Genomic DNA, 22,974 nt, shown 5'->3' on the forward strand with positions numbered 1-22,974 from the left:
AGTTGTACTGCCAAGTGCACCGCTGATTAGCTACGTTCGGATGGGATAACCGCTGAAAGCATCTAAGCGGGAAGCTCGCTTCGAGATGAGATTTCCATACACCTTGTGTGTGAGAGGCCCCCAGCCAGACCACTGGGTTGATAGGCCGGATGTGGAAGCGAGGACTAACGACTCGTGAAGCTGACCGGTACTAATAGGCCGATAACTTACACCACACACCCACCCCGCGAACGGACCCTTCAAAAGCCGTTCGCACCCAAAGGGGCGGGTACAAAGAAACAAGACTGCTTGCGTCCACTATGTGGTTCCCAAACAACAAACCCCCACAAGGGCACTGTTGCACAGGAACCAAACCACAACCGAATAACGTGTTGTAACACCACAGATTTCCCCGCCACACCCCAGGGTGCCGGCGGCGGAGCAAGGGTTACGGCGGTCATAGCGCGGGGGAAACGCCCGGTCCCATTCCGAACCCGGAAGCTAAGACCCGCAGCGCCGATGGTACTGCACCCGGGAGGGTGTGGGAGAGTAGGTCACCGCCGGAACACCATTCAGGTCGAGGACCCCAACCACCAGGTTGGGGTCCTCCCGCATTTAACCATTAGGTGCGCCCGTGTAGACGGGCCGGGGGCGTGGCCACGGCTGAGAAGCGTCGCCCGGACGGCCCAAACTCCGGCAGAACCGCCCGTGACGGAACGCGCTTCAAGCGGAGCGCTGTAGCCGCGGCTGAAGCGCCGTCCGCTCTAGGCGCAATTTGACCTCGATCGGCGGCGATTCCGGTGATTTTCCCCAAAAAACGCCGAAAACACGCGGAATTTGCCACCTCGGCCGCGCCAAGCTGGTAAGTTTTCGAACAGTGGCTTGTACGCATGCCGTGTGCAGGCTCCAGAAATCATGACCGTCCAGGAGGACATAAATGGCTAAGAACCGTAGTGAACTTGTTGCAGAGGTAGCAGGCAAGGCCGGCACCAGCCAGGCAGCGGTCAACTCCGTGCTCGACGCACTGTTCGAGGTCTTCGAGACCTCTGTCGCCGCGGGCGAGAAGATCACCATCCCGGGCTGGCTCGCCGTCGAGCGCACCGACCGTGCAGCTCGCACCGGCCGCAACCCCCAGACCGGCGAAACCATCCAGATCGCCGCTGGCCACAGCGTCAAGCTGACCGCCGGCTCCAAGCTGAAGGCTGCAGTCTCCAAGAAGAAGTAGTCTTCTTCCCAGGCTTAAAAAGGAGCGGCAACCTTCGGGTTGCCGCTCCTTTTGAGTTCCGCCACCCATCCGCAAAAGGACCGAACACGGTGGCTGCCCGGCCAGGGGTCCTGCGCCGATTCGCTGCGCAGAGCAGCGTAGCGGACAATGGAGGTGTGCCTTCAGCAGTAAATCCCACCCCCTCAACCGCAGCGCCTGCTCCTTCCGGGGACCCACGCGGCCCAGGCGAAGGTCCCGGCGGAGTAGGCCGGCCATGGCTGTTTGCCGGCCTGGCCGCGTTGTTCGTGGGACTGGTAGCGGCCCTCATCTTTTCCGGTGCGGCGGCTGCACGCGAGGTCTCCGATCCTGGTGCACTGGTGCGCTGGGGACTGCCGGTGAGCAAGGCGATCCACAACGTCGCCGTGGCCACTGTGATCGGCGGGCTGATTTTCGCCGTCGGCATCCTCCCGCGGAACAGGAGCGGCTCCCGCGCCAAGGAGCCGGACGCCCCGGAACATCCGGCGTTCGCCCGGGCGCTGGCCGGGGCGGCGGCGGCGGGCGCCGTCTGGACCCTCTCCGCGATTGCCGTGCTTGTCCTGGGCTACGCGGACATCGCCGGTCAGGCCCTTTCCGGGGACCCCGAATTCACCCGCTCCCTGGTGTACTTCATGACGGACCTGGAAACGGGACGTGCCTGGCTCGCCGTCGTGATCATCGCCGCCGTCGTCACCACGGCACTCTTCGGGGTTCGCTCCCGCGGCGGGCTGGCCTTGACGCTGCTCCTGTCGCTGATCGGGTTGGTACCCGCCGCGCTGATCGGACACTCGTCAAGCTCCAGTGACCACGAGGGCGCCATCAACTCGCTCGGCCTGCACCTGGTGGGCGTATCGGCCTGGGTCGGTGGCATCATCATGCTGGCGCTCCTCTCCGGTGTACTCGGCGGCTCCGGCAGAGGCGCCCGCGGCCGCACCCCGGGGACCGCCGACATCACCGAGCCGACTCTCCGGAGGTTTTCAGCCCTTGCAGGCTTTGCCTTCTTCCTCGTGTTCGCGTCCGGCGTGGTCAATGCCAGTATCCGCCTCACCACGTGGAACGAGCTCTTCGGGTCGGCCTACGGTCAGCTCATCCTGGCCAAGACGGCAGCGGTACTGGTGCTGGGCGGCATTGGGCTCATGCACCGCCGCTGGGTGATCCCGCAGCTGGGCAACCGCGCGATGGCCCGGTCCGCCCGGGGCGTGCTGTGGCAACTGGTGATCGTGGAGCTGATCATCATGGGGGCGACGTCGGGGATCGCTGTGGCGCTGGGACGCTCCGCTCCCCCGCAGCCCACCACCTTCGCGCCCGAGGCGTCGCCTGCCTTCATCCTCTCAGGCTACGAACTGCCGCCGGAACTGACGCCGGCCCGGTGGCTCACGGAGTGGCGGCTCGACTGGCTCTGGGTCGCCGTCGTGCTCTTTGGCCTCGTGTCCTACGCCCTGGGTGTCCACAAGGTGCGACAGCGGGGCGACTCGTGGCCCTGGTTCCGGACGGTCAACTGGGTGATCGGACTCCTGGTCCTCACATACGTGACGTCGGGACCGCCGTCGGTCTATGGCCGCGTGATGTTCTCCGCGCACATGGTGGACCACATGGCCCTGACCATGGTGGCCCCCATCTTCCTGGTCCTCGGCGCCCCCGTGACGCTGGCTCTCCGGGCACTCACGCCACGGCGTGACAGCTCCCGCGGGCCGCGTGAATGGCTGCTGATCTTCATCCACTCGAAGTTCTCGCAACTGGTGACGCACCCGCTGTTCGCAGCTGCCAACTTCGCCGGCTCCATCGTGCTCTTCTACTACTCGGACGCGTTCGGCTACGCCATGCGGGACCACGTGGGCCACGAGCTCATGAACCTGCACTTCGCCCTCACCGGCTACATCTTTGTGCTGACCATGATCGGCACCGACCCGTTGCCGCGTCGGGCACCGTATCCCATGCGGTTGCTGCTCCTGCTGGCCACCATGGGTTTCCACGCGTTCTTCGGCGTCGCCATCATGGGCGGCACCGGGCTGCTGGCCGCCGACTACTTCGGCAACCTCGGCCGGACGTGGGGCGGCTCCGCACTGCTGGACCAGCAAATGGGCGGGGCCGTGGCCTGGGGGATCGGCGAAGTGCCCACGCTGCTGGTGGCGATCGGCGTCGCGATCATGTGGTCCCGCTCCGACGACCGAGAGTCCAAACGCACGGACCGGGCCGCCGATCGGAATAACGACGCCGATCTGACTGCTTACAACGATATGTTTGCCAAGCTGGCCGAGCGCGATGCCAGGCTTGCCGAACGCAATTCAAAGCTGGAAGGACGCTGATGACCGAAACCGTACGCACCCACCTCCGGGTCCGGGCCTCCGAGCTGGTGGGCCGTAACTGGCTGAACACCGGCGGCAAGTCCCTGGACCTCGAAGCCCTGCGCGGCAAGATCGTCCTGCTGGACTTCTGGACGTTCTGCTGCATCAACTGCCTGCACGTCCTGGACGAACTCCGTCCGCTCGAGCAGCAGTACTCCGACGTCCTCGTCACCGTGGGCGTGCATTCGCCCAAGTTCGAGCACGAGGCCGATCCCGTGGCGCTGGCGGCCGCCGTCGAACGCTACGAGATCCGCCACCCGGTCCTGGACGACCCGGAGCTGGACACCTGGAAGGCTTACACGGCCCGCGCCTGGCCCACCCTGGTGGTCATCGACCCCGAGGGCTACATCGTGGCGCACCTCTCCGGCGAGGGCCACGCCGACGGCCTCGCCGTGCTGATACCCGAACTCATCGCCGAACACGAGGCCAAGGGCACCCTGCACCGCGGTGACGGACCCTACGTGGCACCGGAACCGACGTCGGGCACCCTGCGTTTCCCGGGCAAGGCCCTGTTCCTGCCCGCCGGCCGCGGCGTCGGAACCGCTGAGGGCGGTTCCTGGCTGGTCACCGACACCGGCCATCACCGGCTCGTGGAGCTTTCCACCGACTTTCAGACGGTAGTCGCCACGTACGGCTCCGGCGGGAAGGGCCACGCCGACGGCAACGCCGCCACGGCCCGGTTCAACGAGCCCCAGGGCCTGGTGCTGCTGCCGGAGGACGTCGCTGCGGACGCCGGCTACGACGTCGTGATTGCCGACTCGGTGAACCATCGGCTCCGGGGCCTGTCCCTCGCTGACGGAAGTGTCCGCACCCTGGCGGGCAACGGCGTGCAGCGGCTCCTGGAAACGGGCCCGGCCCGTGTGGACGAGGAAGGCGCCGCCTACGGTACCCGGCTCGAGGCGGATCCGCTTACGGTGTCGCTGAGTTCGCCGTGGGATGTCGTCTGGTCCACCAAACTCAACGCCGTGGTGGTGGCGATGGCTGGGGTGCACCAGATCTTCAGTTTCGAGCCGACGTCCGGGGCAGTAAAGATCATCGCCGGCAACGGCCTCGAAGGGCTCCTGGACGGCCCGGCCGCTGAAGCTTGGTTCGCCCAGTCCTCCGGCCTCGCCGAAGACGCTGACGGCAACATCTGGGTGGCTGACTCCGAGACCTCCGCCCTGCGCAAACTGGCAATCGACGACGCCGGCAGCATCACCGTCGAGTCGGCCGTGGGCAAGGGCCTGTTCGACTTCGGCTTCCGCGACGGCCCCGCCGCAGAGGCGCGGCTGCAGCACCCGCTCGGCGTGACGGTGCTTCCTGACGGCTCGGTGGCCATCGCGGACACCTACAACGGCGCCGTCCGCCGCTACGATCCCGCAACGGGCACGGTCTCCACGCTGGCGCGCGGACTGTCCGAGCCCTCGGACGTGATTGTGGATCACACCCAAGTCGCCGGATCCGAGCCGTTGCTGGTGGTGGTCGAGGCCAACAAGCACCAGTTGGTGTACGTGCCCATCCCGAAGGAAGCCCAGCAGGTGGACGAGGGCGCGGCGCAGACTCACCGGCCCAAGAGCCCCGTGGCTCCCGGGCCGCTCGAACTGGCGGTGCGCTTCACGGCGCCCACCGGTCAGAAGCTGGACGACCGCTGGGGCGATCCCACCCAGTTGAAGATCTCGTCCACACCGCCCGAACTGCTGGTCTCCGGCGGCGGGACGTCCGTGGGGCTCCTCCGCACCCTGGAGCTTTCCTCGGACGTTCCCGAAGGCGTCCTGCACATTACCGCCCGCGCGGCGGCGTGCGACGGACCCGAAGACGCCGACGGCGAGATCCCGGACCACGCGGCCTGCCACCTGTATCAGCAGGACTGGGGCATCCCGGTCCTCCTGCAGGCCGACGGCGACACCGAGCTGGTCTTGGACCTCCGCGGAATGGACTGACCCCCGCCTGGGGCTGACCCTGAGTTTGAGCAAAAGGCTGCTGTCCGTGACCCGTCGTCACGGACAGCAGCCTTTTGGCTTAATCCCGGTCCGGTAGCGCCGAGATCCCGGCGGCCCGAGGGTCTGAAGGCGCCCAGAATCTGCCTGACGTGACACCGCGCTGTCCACATAGCGTGCCGCCCAGGTACCGCGGACCACGTTTGCAGGGCAACGTGGTAGCCCATGGACGTCGTGAAGGCCCTGAACATTTGCGGAGGAGCCGCGAGACGGCCGTCTCTCGCCCGCTTGGGTATTGACGACGCCGCCCTCCGACGTGCCGTACGCTCCGGAGCAGTCCAGCAACCGGGTCGCGGGCTGTACACGCTCCCGACGGCGGTGCCAGACGACGTCGCGCTGCTGCAGCGCAGGCAACTTCTCACGTGTGTGAGCGCGGCCCCCTTCTACCGGCTTTGGGCTTTGGAGCAGAACGGGCCCAGGCATGTATACCACCGCCGCGGGGGCGCCGCCGACGCTGGCTTGGGGCATGGCGGACTGCTGTTCGAGCCGCACCCGCACCGGCCGGTTGCAGCCTTGGGCGATGTCCTTATCCATGCATTGCGTTGCCTGCCGTTCCGGGAATCCCTGGTCATGGTGGAGTGCGCCGTCGGCAGGGGCGACATGACAGTGGATTTCTTACGACGGCGGCTGCCCGGGTCGCGCAACGGCCAGGCCCGGGAGGTCCTGAAATGGGTGGACCGTGGCGCTGAGTCGCTGCTCGAGACCCTGGCACGGACCGCCTTCCGGCAGGCGGGCATCAGGGTCGAGACACAGGTACACATCGACAGCGTCGGGTACGTGGATATGCTGCTGGAGGGCAGGCTGATCGTGGAGCTCGACGGACGTCCCCACGGCGACTGGGCCCAGGTAAAGAAGGACCAGCGACGCAACAACCGCTCCGTCGTCCAGGGCTACCTGGTACTCCGTTACTACTACGTCGACGTCGTCCACCGTCCGGCCGCCATGGTGGCCGAGGTCTTGGCCGTCCTTGCTGGCCTGCAGGGGCCCCTGTAAGCGAAGAGTGCCCGCCCGGCGTTGACCCGGGGTAGGCGTGGCACGGCAGGCAGGTTTTCGGGCGCCGCAGGAGAATCAATCCGCGGCTTTCCGTGGGCGCCGGGTTCTCGCAGGTCCCAAGGTCTGCCCTGCGTGACGGGAAGAGACCAACTGGTGTGGTGCAGTCCGGGGTTTTTAGTAATTCAGCTGCGGCGTGAGCCTGACGGTGTCGCCGTCGATGTCCAGCCGGGTGGTGAAGCTGAAATCGTGCACAGCGTTGACGTTCGTGACGGCGCCAGTGAACAGATCCACTTGGCGAGCCTTTATCCGCGCCTTGCCGTCCAGGGGCGCCACCACCCAGCGGCCGCCGAACGGTTCAATGCTGACAGCCGGGTAGTCGGTGATGCTCCAGTCGATGGTCCCGTCCATCACCCGGTTGTTGGTGGCGTGGTAGAACGGGCAGTCAGGCTGCAGCTTCTGTTGTTTGTCGGCCTTGTCGGCGCAGGAATCCAAGAACTCCTTGACTTTGCCGCTCACGGCTTCCTTCAAGGCACCTGTGGCCTCGGTCAGCAGGTTCAGCGAGGCCGGGCGCGCGTCCCCGCTGGCGACGGTGGCCCGGGTAGGCGGGGCCGAGAAGTACTGGCCGTTGAGGGCGGCCTCGTACTCGCCCGGGTAGAAGACTGCGAAGGAGTTGCGGCCATTGGGCATGTTTACCGGCACACCGTTGACGGTGGCCTCGCTGGAGTTCACTACGGTGACGTCCAGGACAGGCAGTGCAGCGGGGACGAAGGACCATTTGTGGAAGAACAGCCACTCGGTGCCGGAGCGCTCCAGCAGGAACTCGGTCCGCAGCTGGTTGCCGTCGATGTTGTAGTCCACGGGAACCATGGCCTGGTTGGTGCCGCGGTCTTCTGCCTCGCCGATCTTGACGTCGGAAATGCGTGCCGCCGCCGTTTGCAGGGCCGTTCCATCGAGCATTGCGGGGTTGCTTTGGGGCACGGAGGCACGCAGCAGGCCCAGTGCTTTTTCGCCTTCCCCCTTTTGCAGGGCGCTGAGATACTCGCGGACCGGCTGCTGGGGTCCGGCAATGGAGCCGTTAACCAGAATGATCGTCACGATCGCTGCGGCCACGGCAAGCATCAGTCCCAGCAGCCACACTGCTGCGATTTTGACCGATGCCTGACTCATTTGCACGGTTCTTACGTTACCTGCACCCCACAGGAATCCCTGTCTCGCGGTCCGCAACTGTGACGGGGAGCATCGCTCGGGTGGCATGGCGGGCCGGGCTTCGAGGCGGGCGCCGGCGACGGCGATCCTAGCGGCGGCGGCGTTTTGAGGACGTGCCGAAGACTCCGCGGAGCAGCTCCCTGCCCAGCTGGGTGCCCAGTGAGCGGGCCATGCTCGTGAGGCCACTGCCCAGGGCGCCAGCAATGTCATCACCGATGCCACCGCCCCTCGGCTCCGCCTGCCGGGGTGCCCGTTGTGGTGGCGCCTCCCGCTCGGGGGCCTCCCGATAGTCCGGCCGGTTTTCAGGCGCCGGCCGGCTGCTGGGGCGGCCGAGGATTTCTTCCTCGATCCGCCGGGCCTCGGCGTCGATGGCGTTTTGATCCATTTCGCCGCCTTGGACGGCCCCGGCCGCGTTGCCGCGGCGAGCGGCCCCGGCGGCCGGCCCGGTGGAGACAGTCCCCTTGGCGCTGATCTTCTCGTAGGCGGAGACGTTGTCGACGGCGGTGCCGTACTTGGGCAGGAGGGCGGAGCCGGAAACGGTGCTGGAGATCAGGGCGTCGGTGCTGGGGCCCATCACGGATTCCGGGGCGCGGAGCCGGGTCAGTGCGACGGGGGTCGGCGCGCCCTTTTCATTCAAGACCGTGATGACAGCCTCGCCGATGCCGGCAGTGGTGAGGGTCTCCGCGAGGTCGTAGTCGCTGATGGGGAATGTGGAGACGGTGGCCTTGAGGGCCTTGGCATCCTCCGGGGTGTAGGCGCGGAGGGCGTGCTGCACCCGGTTGGCCAGTTGGCCGAGAACGTCCGCGGGAACATCTTTCGGGGTCTGGGTCACGAAGAAGATGCCGACACCTTTGGACCGGATGAGCCGGACGGTGGTGGTGATGGCGTCCAGGAAGGCCTTCGAGGCGCCGTTGAACAGCAGGTGCGCCTCATCGAGGAAGAACACGAGCTTGGGCTTGTCCAGGTCCCCGGCTTCGGGGAGGTCCTCGAAGAGGTCGGCGAGCAGCCACATAAGGAACGTCGAGAACAGCATGGGCTTGGTCTGCAGCGTCGGCAGCTCCAGGCAGCTCACCACTCCGCGGCCGTCCGGCGCGGTACGCAGCAGTTCGGCGGTATCGAACTCTGGTTCGCCGAAGAACTTTTCCATGCCCTCCGCCTCGAGCGTGATCAGTTCGCGCAATATCACGCCGGCGGTTGCCTTGGAGAGGCCGCCGAGTTCCTTCAGCTGGTCCTTGCCCTCGGCCGAGGTCAGGAATTGGATAACCGCCCGCAGGTCCTTGAGGTCGATCAGCTCGAGGTTGTTCTTGTCCGCGAAGTGGAAGACGAGCTGCAGGCTGGATTCCTGGGTCTCGTTCAGGTCCATCACACGGGAGAGCAGGATGGGGCCGAATGACGTGATGGTGGCGCGGACCGGTATGCCTTTGCCGTCGCCGCCGAGGGCCAGGAATTCCACCGGGAAGGTCTTGCCGGACCACGCCTGGCCGATGCTCTCGGTGCGGGCCAGGAGTTTTTCGCTTCCCGTGGCGGCTGTGGCGAGCCCGGAAAGGTCACCCTTGATGTCGGCCAGGAACACCGGCACGCCCGCGGTGGAGAGCTGCTCGGCCATCATGTGCAACGTGACGGTCTTGCCGGTGCCCGTCGCTCCGGCCACGAGACCGTGCCGGTTCATCATCGCGAGCGGCAGCCGGACGGAGGCGTCCTTGTGGAGTTCGCCATCAACAATCGCCGCGCCGAGCTCGATCGTCGGACCGTCCAGGGTGTAGCCCTGCTGGATCGTGGCGACTTTGTCTGCCGTGGATTTGCTGGTCATGCGGTCAGCTTAGCCGGGGCCGGGCGTTCGCGGGGCCGGGCAGGTCCGTGCAAATCACCGAAATTTGCTGTATCCCGGAACGCGCGCACAATTACGCTACCGATTAGCGATTCTGCCTTTAGACTGTGGCATGCCCAACTCGTTCCCGCGCATCCTTCTGGCCTTCGTCATGACGCTAGGCCTTGTCATGTTGGGCGGAAGCCCGGCCTTGGCCGCCACGGCGTCCTCCGGACCGGGCCTCGACGTGTCCTGGCCCCAGTGCGGCCAGACACTGCCCAAGCAGCCGGCGTTCGCGATCGTCGGCGTCAACTACGGCCTGGCCAACAACACGAACCCGTGCCTGGCGAACCAGCTGGCCTGGGCCAAAACCGCCCTGTCGCCCGCAGCGACTGCACAGCCGAGGGTGGCGCTGTACGTCAACACGGCCAATCCCGGCCGGCAGGGGTCCTGGTGGCCCAAGTCGAACACTTACGACGGCGTGAAGGTCACCAACCCCTATGGCAGCTGCGCCGCCGGAACCTTCAAGGCCTGCTCCTACATGTACGGATGGGCAAAAGCGTCCGACGACGCCAAGCGCCGCGGCGTCAGCAACCCGCAGTCCTATCTCTGGTGGCTGGATGTGGAAACGGAAAACACCTGGCAGAGCGACAAGGCGGCCAATGTCGCCGTCCTCGAGGGCATGACCGCCTATTTCAAGCGCATCGGCGCCCGCGTGGGCCTTTACTCAACCAGCTACCAGTGGGGGCGGATCGCCGGAACCGTGAAGTCGACCAGCCCGTTGGCAGGACTGCCGAGCTGGCTCGCCGGTGCGGGATCAGCGGCCGGCGCCAAGGCGAACTGCGCCCTTCCCGGACTCACCCCGCGCAGCCGCGTCGCGATGACGCAGTACATCTCCCGCGGCCTGGACTACAACTATTCGTGCAGCTGATCCCGCTGAACCGCTGACGTAGAAGCAGGCAGCGGAAGCCAGCGGCGGCCCGGCCCGGCCCGGCGCGGACCAGCTCAGGGCGGGCCGTCCGGGCGTGCAGAAAACGCGTGCAGGAACACGTGCAGAAATATCCCGGGGGCCGCCGTCGTTGATGTCAGTGTGCCCGCGCCGGAAACCCGGCGCCGCCCTGGACCGCAGTGCCAAACTCCGGCCCGAACACACTGCTCCGCTACGAAAGGCCGGCTTTTTCCGTGACTGTTCCGCTTTCCATCCTTGACCTCGCAACCATCGGACCGGGCCAGACGGCGGCGGAGAGCTTCGCCGGAAGCGTGGCCATGGCGCGGCTGGCCGAGGCCCGGGGTTACCGGCGGATCTGGTACGCCGAGCATCACAACATGTCCTCGATCGCCTCCTCGGCCACAAGCGTGCTGATCGCCCATGTCGCGGCCCACACCTCCAGCATCCGGCTCGGTGCAGGTGGCGTGATGCTGCCCAACCATTCGCCGCTGACCATCGCGGAACAGTTCGGCACCCTCGAAACGCTGCACCCGGGCAGGATCGACCTGGGCCTGGGCCGGGCGCCGGGCAGCGACCAGAACACCATGCGCGCCCTGCGCCGTGATCCGATGTCGGCAGACAGCTTCCCGCAGGACGTCCTGGAACTGCAGGGCTACCTGCACGGACCCACCCGGATCCCCGGCGTGGAGGCCACCCCGGGCAAGGGGACCAACGTGCCCCTGTACATTCTGGGCTCCTCGCTGTTCGGGGCCAGGCTGGCTGCCCAGCTGGGCCTGCCGTACGCCTTCGCCTCCCACTTCGCGCCCAACGCGCTGCAGGATGCGGTGGCGATTTACCGCAGCGAATTCCGGCCCTCCGCCCACCTCGAGGCCCCGCACGTGATCGCCGGTGTCAACGTGATCGCCGCCGACTCGGCCGCCGATGCCCAGGCGATGTTCCAGGCCACCAAACGGGCCAGGGTGTCCTTGTTCTTCGGCAACGGCCGCGTGTTCAGCGACGATGAGGCGGACATGATCCTGGACTCGCCGCAGGGCCAGCACGTGGCGCAGATGATGAAGTACTCCGCGGTGGGGACCGCGGACGCCGTCCTCGCCTACCTGGACGAGTTCACCGAGCACGCCGACGCCGATGAACTGATCGTGGCGCACCAGAGCACGGGCACCGAAGCCCGGCTGCGTTCCGTGGAGCTGCTGGCCGACGCCGCCCAGCTCCTGCGGGCCTAACCGCCGCCGGCCTAACGACCGGCGTACCGCCTACCGCTCCCGGCGGGCGCCCTCTGACGCCGTGACCGGGAAGATGTGCGGGGCCGTGTACCCGGCCCGGGCGAAGCTGACGGCAATCTCTTCGGCTACCCGGCCGGCGTCGTCGTCTCTGACCAGTGCAATGGCGGCGCCGCCGAAGCCGCCGCCGGTCATGCGCGCACCGACGGCGCCCGCCTCCTGGGCGCTGGACACGGCGAGGTCGAGTTCGGGGGTGGAAATCTCGAAGTCGTCGCGCATCGACACATGCGATTCGTTGAGGAAGGTCCCGATGACGGCGGGCCCGGAGGTCCGCAGTGCGGCGACGGTGTCCAGCACCCGCTGGTTTTCCGTGACGATGTGGCGGACCCGGCGGAAGGTCTGGTCGTCCAGCAGCGCCGCGGCGCGGGGGAGGTCATCCGGGCCGAGTGCCCGCAGGCTGCCGACGCCCATGCTGCGGGCGCCGTCCTCGCAGGAACGGCGGCGGCTGGCATAGCCGCCGTCGGCATGGGAGTGGCTGGTGCGCGTGTCGATGACCAGGAGGCCCGCACGTGCGTGGGCGAAGCCGAGCGGAACGCTTTGGGTCTGCAGGCTCTGGCAGTCCAGCAGGATGCCGTGATCCGGCTCGCCCAGGAGCGAGGCCGACTGGTCCATGATGCCGGTGGGGGCGCCGACCACTTTGTTCTCGGCCAGCTGGCCGAGCCGGGCCAGTTCCTGCCGGTCCAGCCCGAGCCCCCAGAGATCGTCCAGGGCCAGGGCTACCGCGCATTCGACGGCGGCAGAGGAGGACAGCCCCGCGCCGGCCGGGACATCTGAGGTCAGCGCCAGATCGACGCCGGCCATCGGGGAGCCGGCCGCCGCGGAACCGCCGGCCCGGCCGGCCGCCTGGGACATCGCCCAGGCCACGCCCAAAGGGTAGGCGGCCCAGCCCGTGAGGGCGTCGGGCGAGAGGTCGTCGAGGCACACCTCCACCACGCCGGGGAAGGAACTGCTGGCAACCCTGAGCAGGCGGTCGGCCCGGGCGCGGGCGGCCACCGTGGTGCGCTTGTCGATCGCGATCGGAAAGGCGAAGCCGTCGTTGTAGTCCGTGTGCTCGCCGATCAGGTTGACCCGTCCGGGCGCCGACCACAGGCCATCCGGTGTGCCGCCGAAATGGCTGGCGAAGTGCTCACTTCCCCGTTGCAGGAGTTCGTTCATGGCAGGGTGGCTTCCTGTCCTCTGCTTGTGATTTCTGTGGTTGCCGCGGCCTCGCGCTTTTCGATGGCCTCCCGGAGCCGGCCGGCGGCTGTTTCCGGCGGAATGTCGGCGATGAACGCGCCCATCGCGGCCTCCGAACCCGCGAGATACTTGAGCTTGTTTTCCTCCCGCCGCGGCGAGGTCAGCTGCAGCATGAGCCGGACGTCGTCCCGATGGGCGTGGACGGGCGCCTGGTGCCACGCCGAAATATACGGCGTGGGCGTGCTGTAGAGCGCGTCGACGCCGCGCAGCAACTGGCCGTACAGCCGGGCGAATTCATCGCGTTCCTCCTCCGTTGTGGCGGCCAGGTCCGGAACGTGCCGGTGCGGGAGCATGTGCACTTCCAGCGGCCAGCGCGCGGCAAACGGGACAAACGCCGTCCAGTGTTCGCCCTGGAACAGCACCCGCTCGGACTTCTGCTCGAAATTCAGGATGTCCTCGAACAGCGAGCCGCCGTAGTTCTCGATCGTGCGGACCAGCTGGGCCGTGCGGGGCGTGATGTACGGGTACGCATAGATCTGCCCGTGGGGGTGGTGCAACGTCACCCCAATGGCCTCCCCGCGGTTCTCGAACGGAAACACCTGCTCGACGCCGGGCAGCGCTGACAGCGCCGCCGTCCGGTCCGCCCACGCCTCCACCACCGTGCGCATCCGGGACAGCGAGAGTCCCGCCAGGGAACCGGTGTGCTCGGGGGAAAAGCACACCACCTCGCACCGGCCCACGGACTGCCGGCTGCGCCCCAGCCCCACCCGGGCGAGGTCTTCGAGGCCCTCCGGAGCGGCCGGGCCCGCCAGGTCGGGTCCGAACGACGGGGACTTGTTTTCGAAGACGGCGACGTCGTAGAGCCCCGGAATTTCCGACGGGTTGTCCGGCGACGCCGGAGCCAGCGGGTCCAGGTGCGACGGTGGCAGCACCACCCGGTTTTGCCGGGCGGCCGCGATGGAAATCCACTCGCCGGTCAGCACATCCTGGCGCATGGTGGCCGTGGGCGGCCGGACCGCCGGTTCGCGCAGGTCATCCCCCCGTTCCGGCGGCAGGGCGGTATCGGCGTCATCGAAGTAGATGATGTCTCGGCCGTCGGAGAGCTTATAGGTGCGTTTCGTAATCTGGCTCATGCTAGGAGCTCCTCACAGGGTAGGCACCGGGTGCGGATGCGGCACCACCGGTCGGGGCCAGGCGCAGCCGCCCGACGCGTTCGCCGAGGATCCGACGGGCTTCACCGCCCAGGAGGTCATCGCTGATGAGTTCGTCAGCGTCTTCGAGGCCGGCGATGGTGCTGATGCCGAGGGTGCCCCACTTCGTGTGGTCGGCGAGCACCACCACCCGGCGGGCCGCGGTCACGAACGCCCGGTCCGTTTCGGCTTCCAGTACGTTCGGGGTGGTGAATCCGGCGTCGGCGTCCACTCCATGGACGCCGAGGAACAGCACGTCCAGGTGCAGCTGCTTGAGGGATGAAGTGGCCAGCGGGCCGACGAGCGCATCAGAGGGGGTGCGCTCGCCGCCGGTCAGGATCACGGTGGAGGGTGAGGAACTCCGGTGGAACACATCCGCGATCCGCACCGAGTTGGTGACCACCGTGATCCGCGGGCCGGCGGACAGCAGTTGGGCCAGCGCCCATGTGGTGGTGCCGGCGGAGAGGCCCACCGCCATGCCCTCGCGCACCTGGGCGGCCGCCTCCTTGGCTATTGCCATCTTCTCGTCCTTGAGCTGGGTCACTTTCAGCTCGAAGCCCGGTTCGTGCGTGCTGGCACCGCCCGGCAGTTTGGCCCCGCCATGGATTTTCTCCACCGTGCCCGCCGCGTCGAGGGCCTCGATGTCCCGGCGCACGGTCATCAGTGAGACGCCGAGCATCTTGGCGAGGTCGGCGACACGGACGATCCGCTCACGCTGGACCTCCGCGACGATGGCGGAATGACGGGCTGCGGCTAGCATGTGGAGTCCTTCGAGGCTGGAGCGGTCAGATTGGGCGGCGTTTGTTGGGCGGCGGGTGAACGGACGACGGCGGCGGCTCCGGCAACGAGGTTGAGGCCGCCGTCGAGCTCGGTTCCGGTGAGGAGGTCAGTGCCTTCCAGCGGCAGCCGGACGTCCCGGGTCCCGTGGTTGATGCAGAACGTCCAGTGGGTCCCGTCCTTGCTGCGCCGGGCGACTTCCACCCCGGCCGGCAGCTCGGGAATGAGCGGCTGCACGCCGGCATCGGCGCAGACGACGGCGAGCAGCTCGTCCAGTCCGTCCGGCGCGAGAGTGGTGGCGACATAGTAGGAGCGGCCGCTTCCGGCGCGGTTGCGGGTCACGGCGGGAGAGCCTGCAGCCGGTCCCTCAGCCACGGTCGCGAGGACCTCGGCAGTGGTGGCCCTGCCCAGTTCGTTCCAGCAGGTGCCCGCGCCGAAGCCGGTGAGCCGGACGCTTTCGCCGGCACGCAGCGGGAAGAACTCTTCCATGTGCACGCCCAGCAACCCGCTGAACGCGCCGGGGTAGCCGCCCAGCCGGATGTGGTCATTTTCGTCCACGACACCGGAGAAATACGTCACGACGAAGTGCCCGCCGGCCCGGACGTAGGCGTCCAGATTCGCCGCTCCGGAGTCGTTCACGAGGTACTGCATCGGCGCAACCACGAGGCGGTAGCCGGAAAGGTCGTCGGTGCTTTGCCGGAAGTCCGTGGGGATGCCGGCACGGTAAAAGGCATCATGCCAACGCAGGGTTTCCGCGATGTTCGAGGCGTCCACACTCGGGTGCGAATCCAGTTCCGAGGCCCAGCGGGCGTCGGTGTCGTGGAGGATGGCGACGTCCACCGGGCCGGACGCCCCGGTGACCACCGACCCGCTGATTTCCGCCAAGCTGCGCAGCGCCTGGCCCAGCTGGACCACTTCGCGCCATACCTTGGTGTCCGTGCCGGCATGCGGCAAGAGCCCGGAGTGGAATTTCTCCGCGCCGGCGCGGGAGGCCCGCCACTGGAAGAAGAGGGCGCCGTCGGCTCCGCGCGCGACATGCTGCAGGGAATTGCGCAGCATCTCGCCGGGCGCTTTGGCGATGTTGCGGGCCTGCCAGTTGACGGCCGACGTGGAATGCTCCATCAGCAGCCACGGCTTGCCCTTCGCCCAGCCGCGGGCGAGGTCCGCGGCGGCCGCGAGCTCCTGGAAGTTCCGCGGGTCCTCGGCGTTGAGGTAGTGGTCGTTGGAGACCACATCCATTTCCTCGGACCAGCGCCAGTAGTCCACCGGCCGGTGCAGGCCCATGCTGAAGCCCATGAAATTGGTGGTCACGGGGTGCCCCGAGTGCGAGCGGAGAATCGCGGCTTCGGCCCGAAAGCATTCCAGCAGCTCGTCGGAGGAGTAGCGAGCGAAGTCCAGCTGCTGGGTGGGGTTGACCCAAGTCCCGGAGGTCCGCGGCGGCAGGATTTGGTCCCAGGCCGAGTAGCGCTGGGACCAGAAGGCGGTGCCCCACGCGGCATTGAGGGCCTCGAGGCTGCCGTACCGGCGTTCGAGCCACTGCCGGAAGCCGGCGGCAGCGCCGTCCGAGAAGTCCGGCTGGTTGTGGCAGCCGTATTCATTGTGGACGTGCCACATGACGACGGCGGGATGGTCCTTGTACCGGGCGGCGATCTGCTCGGTCAGGGCTGCGGCCGCGCGGCGGTATTCGGGGCTTGAGGCGGCGAAAGCCTGCCGGGAACCGTAACTGTGCCGCACGCCGTCGGCCGTCACCGGCAGTGACTGGGGGTACTTGTGGCTGAACCAGGGCGGCGGGGACGCGGTGGCGTTCGCCAAATCCACCCGGACGCCGTTGGCGTGCAGCAGGTCCAGGACCCGATCCAGCCAGCCGAACTCGTAGACCCCCTCGGACGGTTCCAGCAGGGACCAGCTGAAGATGCCCACACTGACCAAGTTGACGCCGGCCTCGCGCATCAGGCGGACGTCTTCGTCCCAGGTCTCCTCCGGCCACTGCTCGGGATTGTAGTCTCCGCCGAAGGCCAGCATCGGGCAGCCGTCCGGGCCGAGCCGGGCCGTGATGTAACCCATGGCGGGGTCGGTGGGGTTAGCCACGTGTCTCCTCTGGAATAACGCGGTGGCGCAAAGTAGCTGGCAGGTTATCAATCATAATCGCACAATAAAGAACGTCAACAGGTAAAAAAGAACACTGTGGTTCATGTCCGTCTTCGGGTGCCGGGCCGTCCGGTGGCTGGAACAGCCACGATGGGCGGGCCGTTGACTATGCAGTGGCGCGCTCTTAGCGTTAAGCCCGTCAGGGTGCCGACGCGGTCCGCAGGCCGCGGCAGCACCCGCTCCGCGGATACATGGCGAAAACCCAGGTGCACCCATGAAGATCAGGCCCACAGCCGCCGCCACGCTGCTCATCCTGCTGTTCCTGGGCGGATCGCTCGGCGGCGCCTCCGCCCCGGCGTCGGCCGCGGGGACCACGTACTACGTAAGTGAGGACGGGAGTGACACCAACGCCGGGACTGCTCCCGGCTCCGCCTGGGAGACGCTCGACAAGGTTAACGCCGCCGCACTGCGGCCTGGGGACTCTGTCAGCTTTCGCCGGGGCGACGTCTACTCTGGCGGCCTCGTGATTGGCCGGAGCGGAACGAGCCGGCTCAGGATCACTCTCAATGCCTACGGAAGCGGGGGCGCGCCCACCATTACCGGCGGGCTGACGGGCACCTGCGTCAAGCTCGACGGCAGCTACCTTACGGTGGACGGCCTGCGCGCGGAGTCGTGCGGATATGCCGGGTTCAGCGTCTACGGCAACCACGCTTCCGTGCGGAATTCCGCCGCGAGCAACAACGCCGCCGGCATCAAGGTCAGTGAGGGCTCGGACTTCGGCAGCTATTCGAACAACACGCTCGCTGGCAACAACATCATGAACGTCAACACGCGGGGCTCGCAGTGCGGCACCGCGAAGGCCGTGCAGTGCAGTGATGATTCAGGAGCCTTCGGCTTCCTCATCAACGGCAGCGACAACGAGTTCACCGGTAATACCGTCACCGGTTCCATTGCCCTGTCCTACGACTTCGGCCATGATGGCAGCGCCTTCGAGATCTTCAACGGTAACCGGAACCAGATCCACCACAACGTGGCGGTGGACAATAACGTCTTCTCCGAAATCGGGCGTGGGGGCGCGGGCACCGCCGACGGCAACAGCTACAGCTACAACCTCGTCAGGTCCACCTGCGGCGGTAATTGCTCCCAGGCGATGGGGCTGATTGCGCGCGGTCGGACGTCGTCGTTCGGTCCGACCAACGGCACCACGTTCGAGCACAACACCGTGTGGCTGAACGGGCCGGATTCCCAGGCTGTCGTCTGCCATGCATCCTGCCCGGCCTCCACCGTCATCAGGGCGAACATCCTCGTGGCGGTCCAAAACGCGTTGTGGATGGACAGCACTGGCTGGACAGAGGAGCAGAACGTCATCAACGGGCCCACCAACATCGTTCCCAGCGCAACATCCACCACCGAGCCCGCCGGATTTGTGGATGCCCCCGCCGACCTCCACCTTGCCGTCGGCAGCCCCGCGATCGACCGTGCTGGCGCGAGCCTGTTCCCCATGGATCTGGACGGTCGCCCGGCAACCCGGGACGGTGACTGCCAAGGCAGTCAAGCGGCCGATGCGGGAACCTACGAGTACACTCCGGCCAACTGCTGACCGGAACACCGCGGCCGGAATCCCCTCAACGGGTGTGCCGGCCCGGACCTGCAGACGTTACATAGATGCAACTGCCGGGACACCCTTCCGAAATCGCGCCGGGGAGATACTTGAACTGCGCCTTCCCGGGGCGCTTCCTATGAAGGCATTGGGGATTACCAGAAGGATGCGCCGATGCCCACTCCGCTGAACCAGTCGCTCGCTGCCTCCGCCCTCCTGACGAAATCACTGCCGCTGGGCCTGCTCCGGGCCTTCGTGCAGACGGACGCTGCCGGTGACGGGCTGACACCGCAACTGTTGGCCGAGCTGAAGATCCTGGCCCGCACGCCCGGCCTGCTGGTGGCCTGCAACTACGGCGGAACCTTGTGCACCGCGGAAGGCATTTCCACCGAGACCCTGCCGCTGGCCGGTGCCGCTATTGCCCTTCGCGCGTTGGCCGCCCTGCCCAACACGCACGCCGCCGTCATTTCCGGCCGGTCCCTTCGCGATCTCGCCGCCGTCTCACGTCTGCCGGCCGAAGTTCACCTGGTGGGCTCACACGGCGCCGAGTTCGACATGGGCTACGCCCACAGCCTCTCACTGGCAACAGAGTCAGTTCTCCAGCAAGCCCACCGGGCTCTCGCCGAAACGATCGGGGCATACCGCGGCATCAGCATCGAACGCAAGCCTGTAGCGGTGTCCGTCCACACCCGGCCCGCAGGGCCAGACATTGTGGCGCTGGCCACCCGGCAGGCATCCCGCATCGCCAACGAGAACGGGCTGCACTTCATCGTGGACGGCTCGGTGCTGGACCTTTCCGTAGTCGAACCGTCTAAAGCGGGCGCGCTGGAGCACCTGCGCTCCGTGCTCGGCGTCAGCGCCGCCCTCTACGCCGGGGACGCGTCCAGCGATGAGCTGGCCATGGCAACCCTGCGCGGGCCTGACATGGCGTTGCGCGTGGGGGAGGGGGTCAGCGTGGCCAAGCACCGGCTCAGGGACCCCGAGGCCTTCTCCCGTGTCCTGGCAATCCTCTTCGAACTGCGGCGGGCGTGGCTCTTCGGCGAGGACGCCGTCGGGCTGGAACGGCACTCGATGATCGGCAACGGATCATCCACTGCCCTGATCACGCCTGATGCGAAAATCTGCTGGATGAGTCACCCGCTGCCGGACTCGGGATCCCTGTTCGCCCATCTCCTTGGCGGCGACGCGGCCGGCCACTTCAGCGTGGAACCGGTAAAGTCCTCGCAGGTCCTGAGCCAGCGTTACGTGGACAGCACCATGATTGTCGAAACCCGCTGGGCAGACGTCACCGTGACGGACTACCTGGAACCGGCCCCGGAGGGCATCACGAGCTTGGTTCGCGTACTTTCGGGCACCGGGGCGGCGCGGATTGTGTTCGCTCCGCGTCCGGACTACGCAAACGCACCGTTCAGCATGGAGGCGCGCGGGACGGAGCTGCACGTGGCGGGCACCGCAGATCCGATCATCCTGCTGGCGCCCGGCGTGACTTTTTCCATCACCTCGGACGGCCGGCACGCCACCGCAACGGCCGACGTCGATCTCCGCGGCGGGCCCGCGGTCCTCAACCTGCGCTGCGGCGACACGGAACCGCCGCCCGCGGTGCCCGTCGACGAAATGAGCCGGCGCTCCGCCGTCGCCCATCATTCCCGGCGCTGGGTCCACGAGCTGCAACTGCCCGGCGTGAAGCCCTCGCTGGTCCGCCGGTCCGCGCTGGTGCTCCGGGCACTGGTTCACGAACCCACCGGCGCCGTGCTGGCCGCGCCTACCACCTCGCTCCCGGAAGGAATCGGCGGTACCCGAAACTGGGACTACCGGTACTGCTGGCTGCGGGACGGGTCCATGACCGTCAACGCCCTCGTGGACTTGGGTTCCACCGCGGAGGCCGAGGGCTTCCTGACCTGGCTGGGCCAAATCCTGGCGCACGCGCCGGGTCCGGAGTGGCTCCATCCGCTGTACTCGGTGACCGGGGCGCCGCTGTCCACCGAAGCAATCATCGAGAGCCTGCCCGGCTACGCGGGTTCACGCCCGGTCCGGATCGGCAATGCCGCCGACCACCAGGTGCAGCTGGACGTGTTCGGCCCGATTGCCGAGCTGATCGATGCCCTGAGCGCGCGACAGGGCGCGCTGACCGAGGGCCACTGGGAGCTGCTGGTCCAGATGGCCTCGGCCGTGCTGGCCCGCTGGCATGAGCCCGACCACGGCATCTGGGAGGCGCGGCGGGCGCCCCGGCACCACGTCTACACGAAGGTGATGTGCTGGGTGGCGCTGGACCGGGCGCTGCGCACGGCGGCCCGGTACGGCCGGGAGCCGCTGCCGGGCTGGAAACCGGCGGCGGCTCTCATCCGCGAGCAGGTCCTGCGCGAGGGCTGGGACGAGACTGCCCGCTCCTATACCGTGGCGTACGACAGTCCGGACCTGGACGCGGCCGTGCTGCACATCGGGCTGTCCGGGCTGCTGGACGTCAGTGACCAGCGCTTCCTCGACACCGTCACGGCCGTGGAGCGGGAACTGCGCGTGGGGCCCACCGTCTTCCGGTACAGGTACGACGACGGCCTGCCGGGTTTGGAGGGCGGCTTCCACATCTGCACCACGTGGCTAATCGAAGCCTACATCGCCGTGGGCCGGATCGAGGAGGCCTGGGACCTGTTCGACCAGCTGGTGAACCTGTTCGGGCCCACAGGGTTGCTGCCCGAGGAATACGACCCCGGCACCGAAACCCATCTGGGCAACCATCCGCAGGCGTACTCCCACCTGGGGTTCATCCGCTGCGCCCGGCTCCTGGATGCGCACCAGAAAACCTGATCGCCGCTACTCGCAGCCGGAACGGGGGAACCGGCGTGCTTGCTACTCGCAACCGACGCCGTCCCCGTCGCGATCCAGCCTGGTGCTGTACCCCGGCTGGCCGATGCGGATGGGTGCCGCGCCGGCGGCGCGGACAGCGGTGCAGTTTGCATAGGACACTGCGGCCGCCGGTGCTGGTGCTGGTGCGGGCGCCTTCTGAACCTGCGCCGGGGCAATCGGGGCAATCGGGGCGGCGGCCGGTGCCTGGGCTGCTGGAACGGCCGCCGGCGCCGGCGCGGCCTGCGCAGGAGCGGCAGCCGGCCGGTTGGTCGGTGCCAGGGCGTTCGGGCAGTCTGACAGCACCCGGACCATGGCATCGTGCTCGGCCTGGGTCACCCAGAGGCCGTAGCTGGATTTCACCGAAATCTGGCGGGCAACATAGTCGCAGCGGTAGGACTTGTTTGGTGGCAGCCAGGTGGCGGCATCGCCGTCGCTCTTGCTCATGTTGGCAGGGCCGTCCACGGCTAGCAGGTTCAGTGGATCGTTCGCGAAGGACAGCCGCTGGGCGGCGCTGAGCCGTTGCGCACCCTTTTGCCAGGCGTCGCTGAGCGCCACGACGTGGTCGATCTGGACCGCTGTGCTGGTGGCATTGCCGCGCAGGAAACTAATGGTCGCGGCCGTATAGGGATCGTTCAGGACACCGGAGAGCACCACGCAGTCCCGCGTCCCGGGCTTGAGCGCGATGGTCTTGAGGTCGCGGCGAAGCATGTCATTGCGGGTATCGCAGCCGTTGTGGTCGGCGTCCGCCCAAGCCGGGCCGAACTGGTCACGGGAATAGCCCGTCTTCGGCGCGCGGCCCTTGACGGGCAGCGTCGCCAGCACTGCCAGGGCCTTGCTGGCGAAGGCGGGCTGCTGGTGCGGGGCACCGACACCGGGAGCGTTGACTGCCGGGGTGGTCGCCGGATCCAGCGGAGCGCTGTCCGTGCCGGCTGACGCGGTGGCGGACGGCGTAGCGGACGCGGCCGCCGTCGCTGGGCGGACGCCGGGTCCAGCCGCCGGGACTGCCCCGGGACCGGCGCACGCCGACGTCGCGACAAGCAGCAGGCCCGCCACTCCGCGGGCTATCCAGTCCACCGGGCCGATCTTCCGGCCGCGGGCGGTGCTGGACTGGACGCCCCTTGATGCGGCGCTACCCGACCGGGTGCTGCTGGACTGGGTACTGCTGGACCGGGTGCTGCCTGATCGCGTGCTGAGCAATTCTTCCCCTACTTCATGCTGTTGCCCCGGTATCCGCGGGGCGGCTTAAGACCGGTCCCAGCCTACCGGCGCACACAGCAACGCGGGGTCACATCGCGCCCATGCGCGGGGGCGGTTTCTAGTGGTCGTTGCAACACGTTTGGCGGCTTAGGTCGTTAGTAGTAGATCACGCAGGCGCTCGGCTGGGGTATCCCAGTCGAGCGTTTTGCGTGGGCGGCCGTTGAGTTTCTGGGCGACGAGCTCGAGATCCTCTGGCCCGTAGGCGGACAGGTCGGTGCCTTTGGGGAAGTACTGGCGCAGCAGTCCGTTCGTGTTTTCGTTCGAGCCGCG

At 67.5% G+C, this 22,974-nt stretch carries 16 protein-coding genes and 2 rRNA genes; 10 read left to right on the forward strand and 8 right to left on the reverse strand.

The genetic code is table 11. From position 1 onward, the window contains the following. From BM372_RS20140 to BM372_RS20165, 6 genes are all read left to right on the forward strand, one after another. Window positions 1–215 (forward strand): 23S ribosomal RNA (locus tag BM372_RS20140); the annotation flags it as partial. A 213-nt stretch (window positions 216–428) separates the two neighbouring features. Beyond that, window positions 429–545, forward strand: a 5S ribosomal RNA gene (gene rrf, locus BM372_RS20145). 371 nt (window positions 546–916) lie between these two features. Further along, the gene (locus BM372_RS20150) at window positions 917–1,204 is read left to right on the forward strand and encodes an HU family DNA-binding protein (protein ID WP_024367639.1); all 288 of its coding nucleotides are present in this window, start codon (window positions 917–919) and stop codon (window positions 1,202–1,204) included. Window positions 1,205–1,359: 155 nt separating this feature from the next. Further along, window positions 1,360–3,525: a bifunctional copper resistance protein CopD/cytochrome c oxidase assembly protein gene (locus tag BM372_RS20155; RefSeq protein WP_371261771.1), complete on the forward strand. Its 2,166-nt coding sequence runs from the start codon at window positions 1,360–1,362 to the stop codon at window positions 3,523–3,525. Further along, window positions 3,525–5,483 (forward strand): NHL domain-containing thioredoxin family protein, encoded by a 1,959-nt coding sequence (locus tag BM372_RS20160; protein WP_090957222.1) that lies wholly within the window; start codon window positions 3,525–3,527, stop codon window positions 5,481–5,483. The genes BM372_RS20155 and BM372_RS20160 overlap by 1 nt, the downstream gene beginning before the upstream one ends. 222 nt (window positions 5,484–5,705) lie before the next feature. Further along, entirely contained in the window at window positions 5,706–6,533 is an 828-nt protein-coding gene (locus BM372_RS20165; RefSeq protein WP_090957223.1) for a DUF559 domain-containing protein, read from the forward strand. Window positions 6,534–6,707: 174 nt separating this feature from the next. On the opposite strand, the gene BM372_RS20170 is transcribed toward BM372_RS20165, so the two are convergent. Both BM372_RS20170 and BM372_RS20175 read right to left on the reverse strand, forming a co-directional pair. Further along, window positions 6,708–7,700, reverse strand: a complete 993-nt coding sequence (locus BM372_RS20170; protein ID WP_090957224.1) for a hypothetical protein — start codon at window positions 7,698–7,700, stop codon at window positions 6,708–6,710. 127 nt (window positions 7,701–7,827) lie between these two features. Beyond that, a complete protein-coding gene (locus BM372_RS20175; protein ID WP_090957225.1) occupies window positions 7,828–9,549 on the reverse strand; it encodes a helicase HerA-like domain-containing protein in 1,722 nt (573 codons plus the stop codon). A gap of 130 nt (window positions 9,550–9,679) precedes the next feature. On the opposite strand from BM372_RS20175, the gene BM372_RS20180 reads away from it, so the two are divergent. Beyond that, entirely contained in the window at window positions 9,680–10,477 is a 798-nt protein-coding gene (locus BM372_RS20180; RefSeq protein WP_090957226.1) for a glycoside hydrolase family 25 domain-containing protein, read from the forward strand. 251 nt (window positions 10,478–10,728) lie between these two features. Then, window positions 10,729–11,718, forward strand: a complete 990-nt coding sequence (locus BM372_RS20185) for an LLM class flavin-dependent oxidoreductase (protein ID WP_090957235.1) — start codon at window positions 10,729–10,731, stop codon at window positions 11,716–11,718. 30 nt (window positions 11,719–11,748) lie between these two features. Here BM372_RS20185 and galK read toward each other — a convergent pair whose 3' ends face one another. The 4 genes from galK to BM372_RS20205 are packed head-to-tail and all read right to left on the reverse strand — an operon-like array spanning window position 11,749 to window position 16,982. Continuing rightward, window positions 11,749–12,930, reverse strand: a complete 1,182-nt coding sequence (gene galK / locus BM372_RS20190; RefSeq protein WP_090957227.1) for a galactokinase — start codon at window positions 12,928–12,930, stop codon at window positions 11,749–11,751. Further along, the gene (gene galT / locus BM372_RS20195; RefSeq protein ID WP_090957228.1) at window positions 12,927–14,084 is read right to left on the reverse strand and encodes a galactose-1-phosphate uridylyltransferase; all 1,158 of its coding nucleotides are present in this window, start codon (window positions 14,082–14,084) and stop codon (window positions 12,927–12,929) included. The genes galK and galT overlap by 4 nt, the downstream gene beginning before the upstream one ends. A gap of 1 nt (window position 14,085) precedes the next feature. Further along, entirely contained in the window at window positions 14,086–14,901 is an 816-nt protein-coding gene (locus tag BM372_RS20200) for a DeoR/GlpR family DNA-binding transcription regulator (RefSeq protein ID WP_090957229.1), read from the reverse strand. Continuing rightward, on the reverse strand, window positions 14,895–16,982 hold the full coding sequence (locus tag BM372_RS20205) for a beta-galactosidase (RefSeq protein WP_090957230.1): 2,088 nt from the start codon (window positions 16,980–16,982) through the stop codon (window positions 14,895–14,897). Before BM372_RS20205 ends, BM372_RS20200 begins: the two co-directional genes overlap by 7 nt. A 298-nt stretch (window positions 16,983–17,280) precedes the next feature. Between BM372_RS20205 and BM372_RS20210 the strand changes: the two genes are divergently transcribed. Both BM372_RS20210 and BM372_RS20215 read left to right on the forward strand, forming a co-directional pair. Then, window positions 17,281–18,606 (forward strand): right-handed parallel beta-helix repeat-containing protein, encoded by a 1,326-nt coding sequence (locus BM372_RS20210; RefSeq protein ID WP_090957231.1) that lies wholly within the window; start codon window positions 17,281–17,283, stop codon window positions 18,604–18,606. Window positions 18,607–18,780: 174 nt separating this feature from the next. After that, complete coding sequence (locus tag BM372_RS20215) at window positions 18,781–21,408, forward strand: trehalase-like domain-containing protein (RefSeq protein ID WP_090957232.1); 2,628 nt, start codon at window positions 18,781–18,783, stop codon at window positions 21,406–21,408. 42 nt (window positions 21,409–21,450) lie between these two features. On the opposite strand, the gene BM372_RS20220 is transcribed toward BM372_RS20215, so the two are convergent. After that, window positions 21,451–22,644, reverse strand: coding sequence for a GmrSD restriction endonuclease domain-containing protein (locus BM372_RS20220; RefSeq protein ID WP_090957233.1), 1,194 nt, complete (start codon window positions 22,642–22,644; stop codon window positions 21,451–21,453). Between the two features lie 147 nt (window positions 22,645–22,791). Beyond that, window positions 22,792–22,974: IS30 family transposase (locus BM372_RS20225; RefSeq protein ID WP_143111494.1), on the reverse strand; the 183-nt coding region annotated here is incomplete at its 5' end.

It is taken from the genome of Arthrobacter sp. ov118, assembly GCF_900116495.1.
GTDB lineage: Bacteria > Actinomycetota > Actinomycetes > Actinomycetales > Micrococcaceae > Arthrobacter.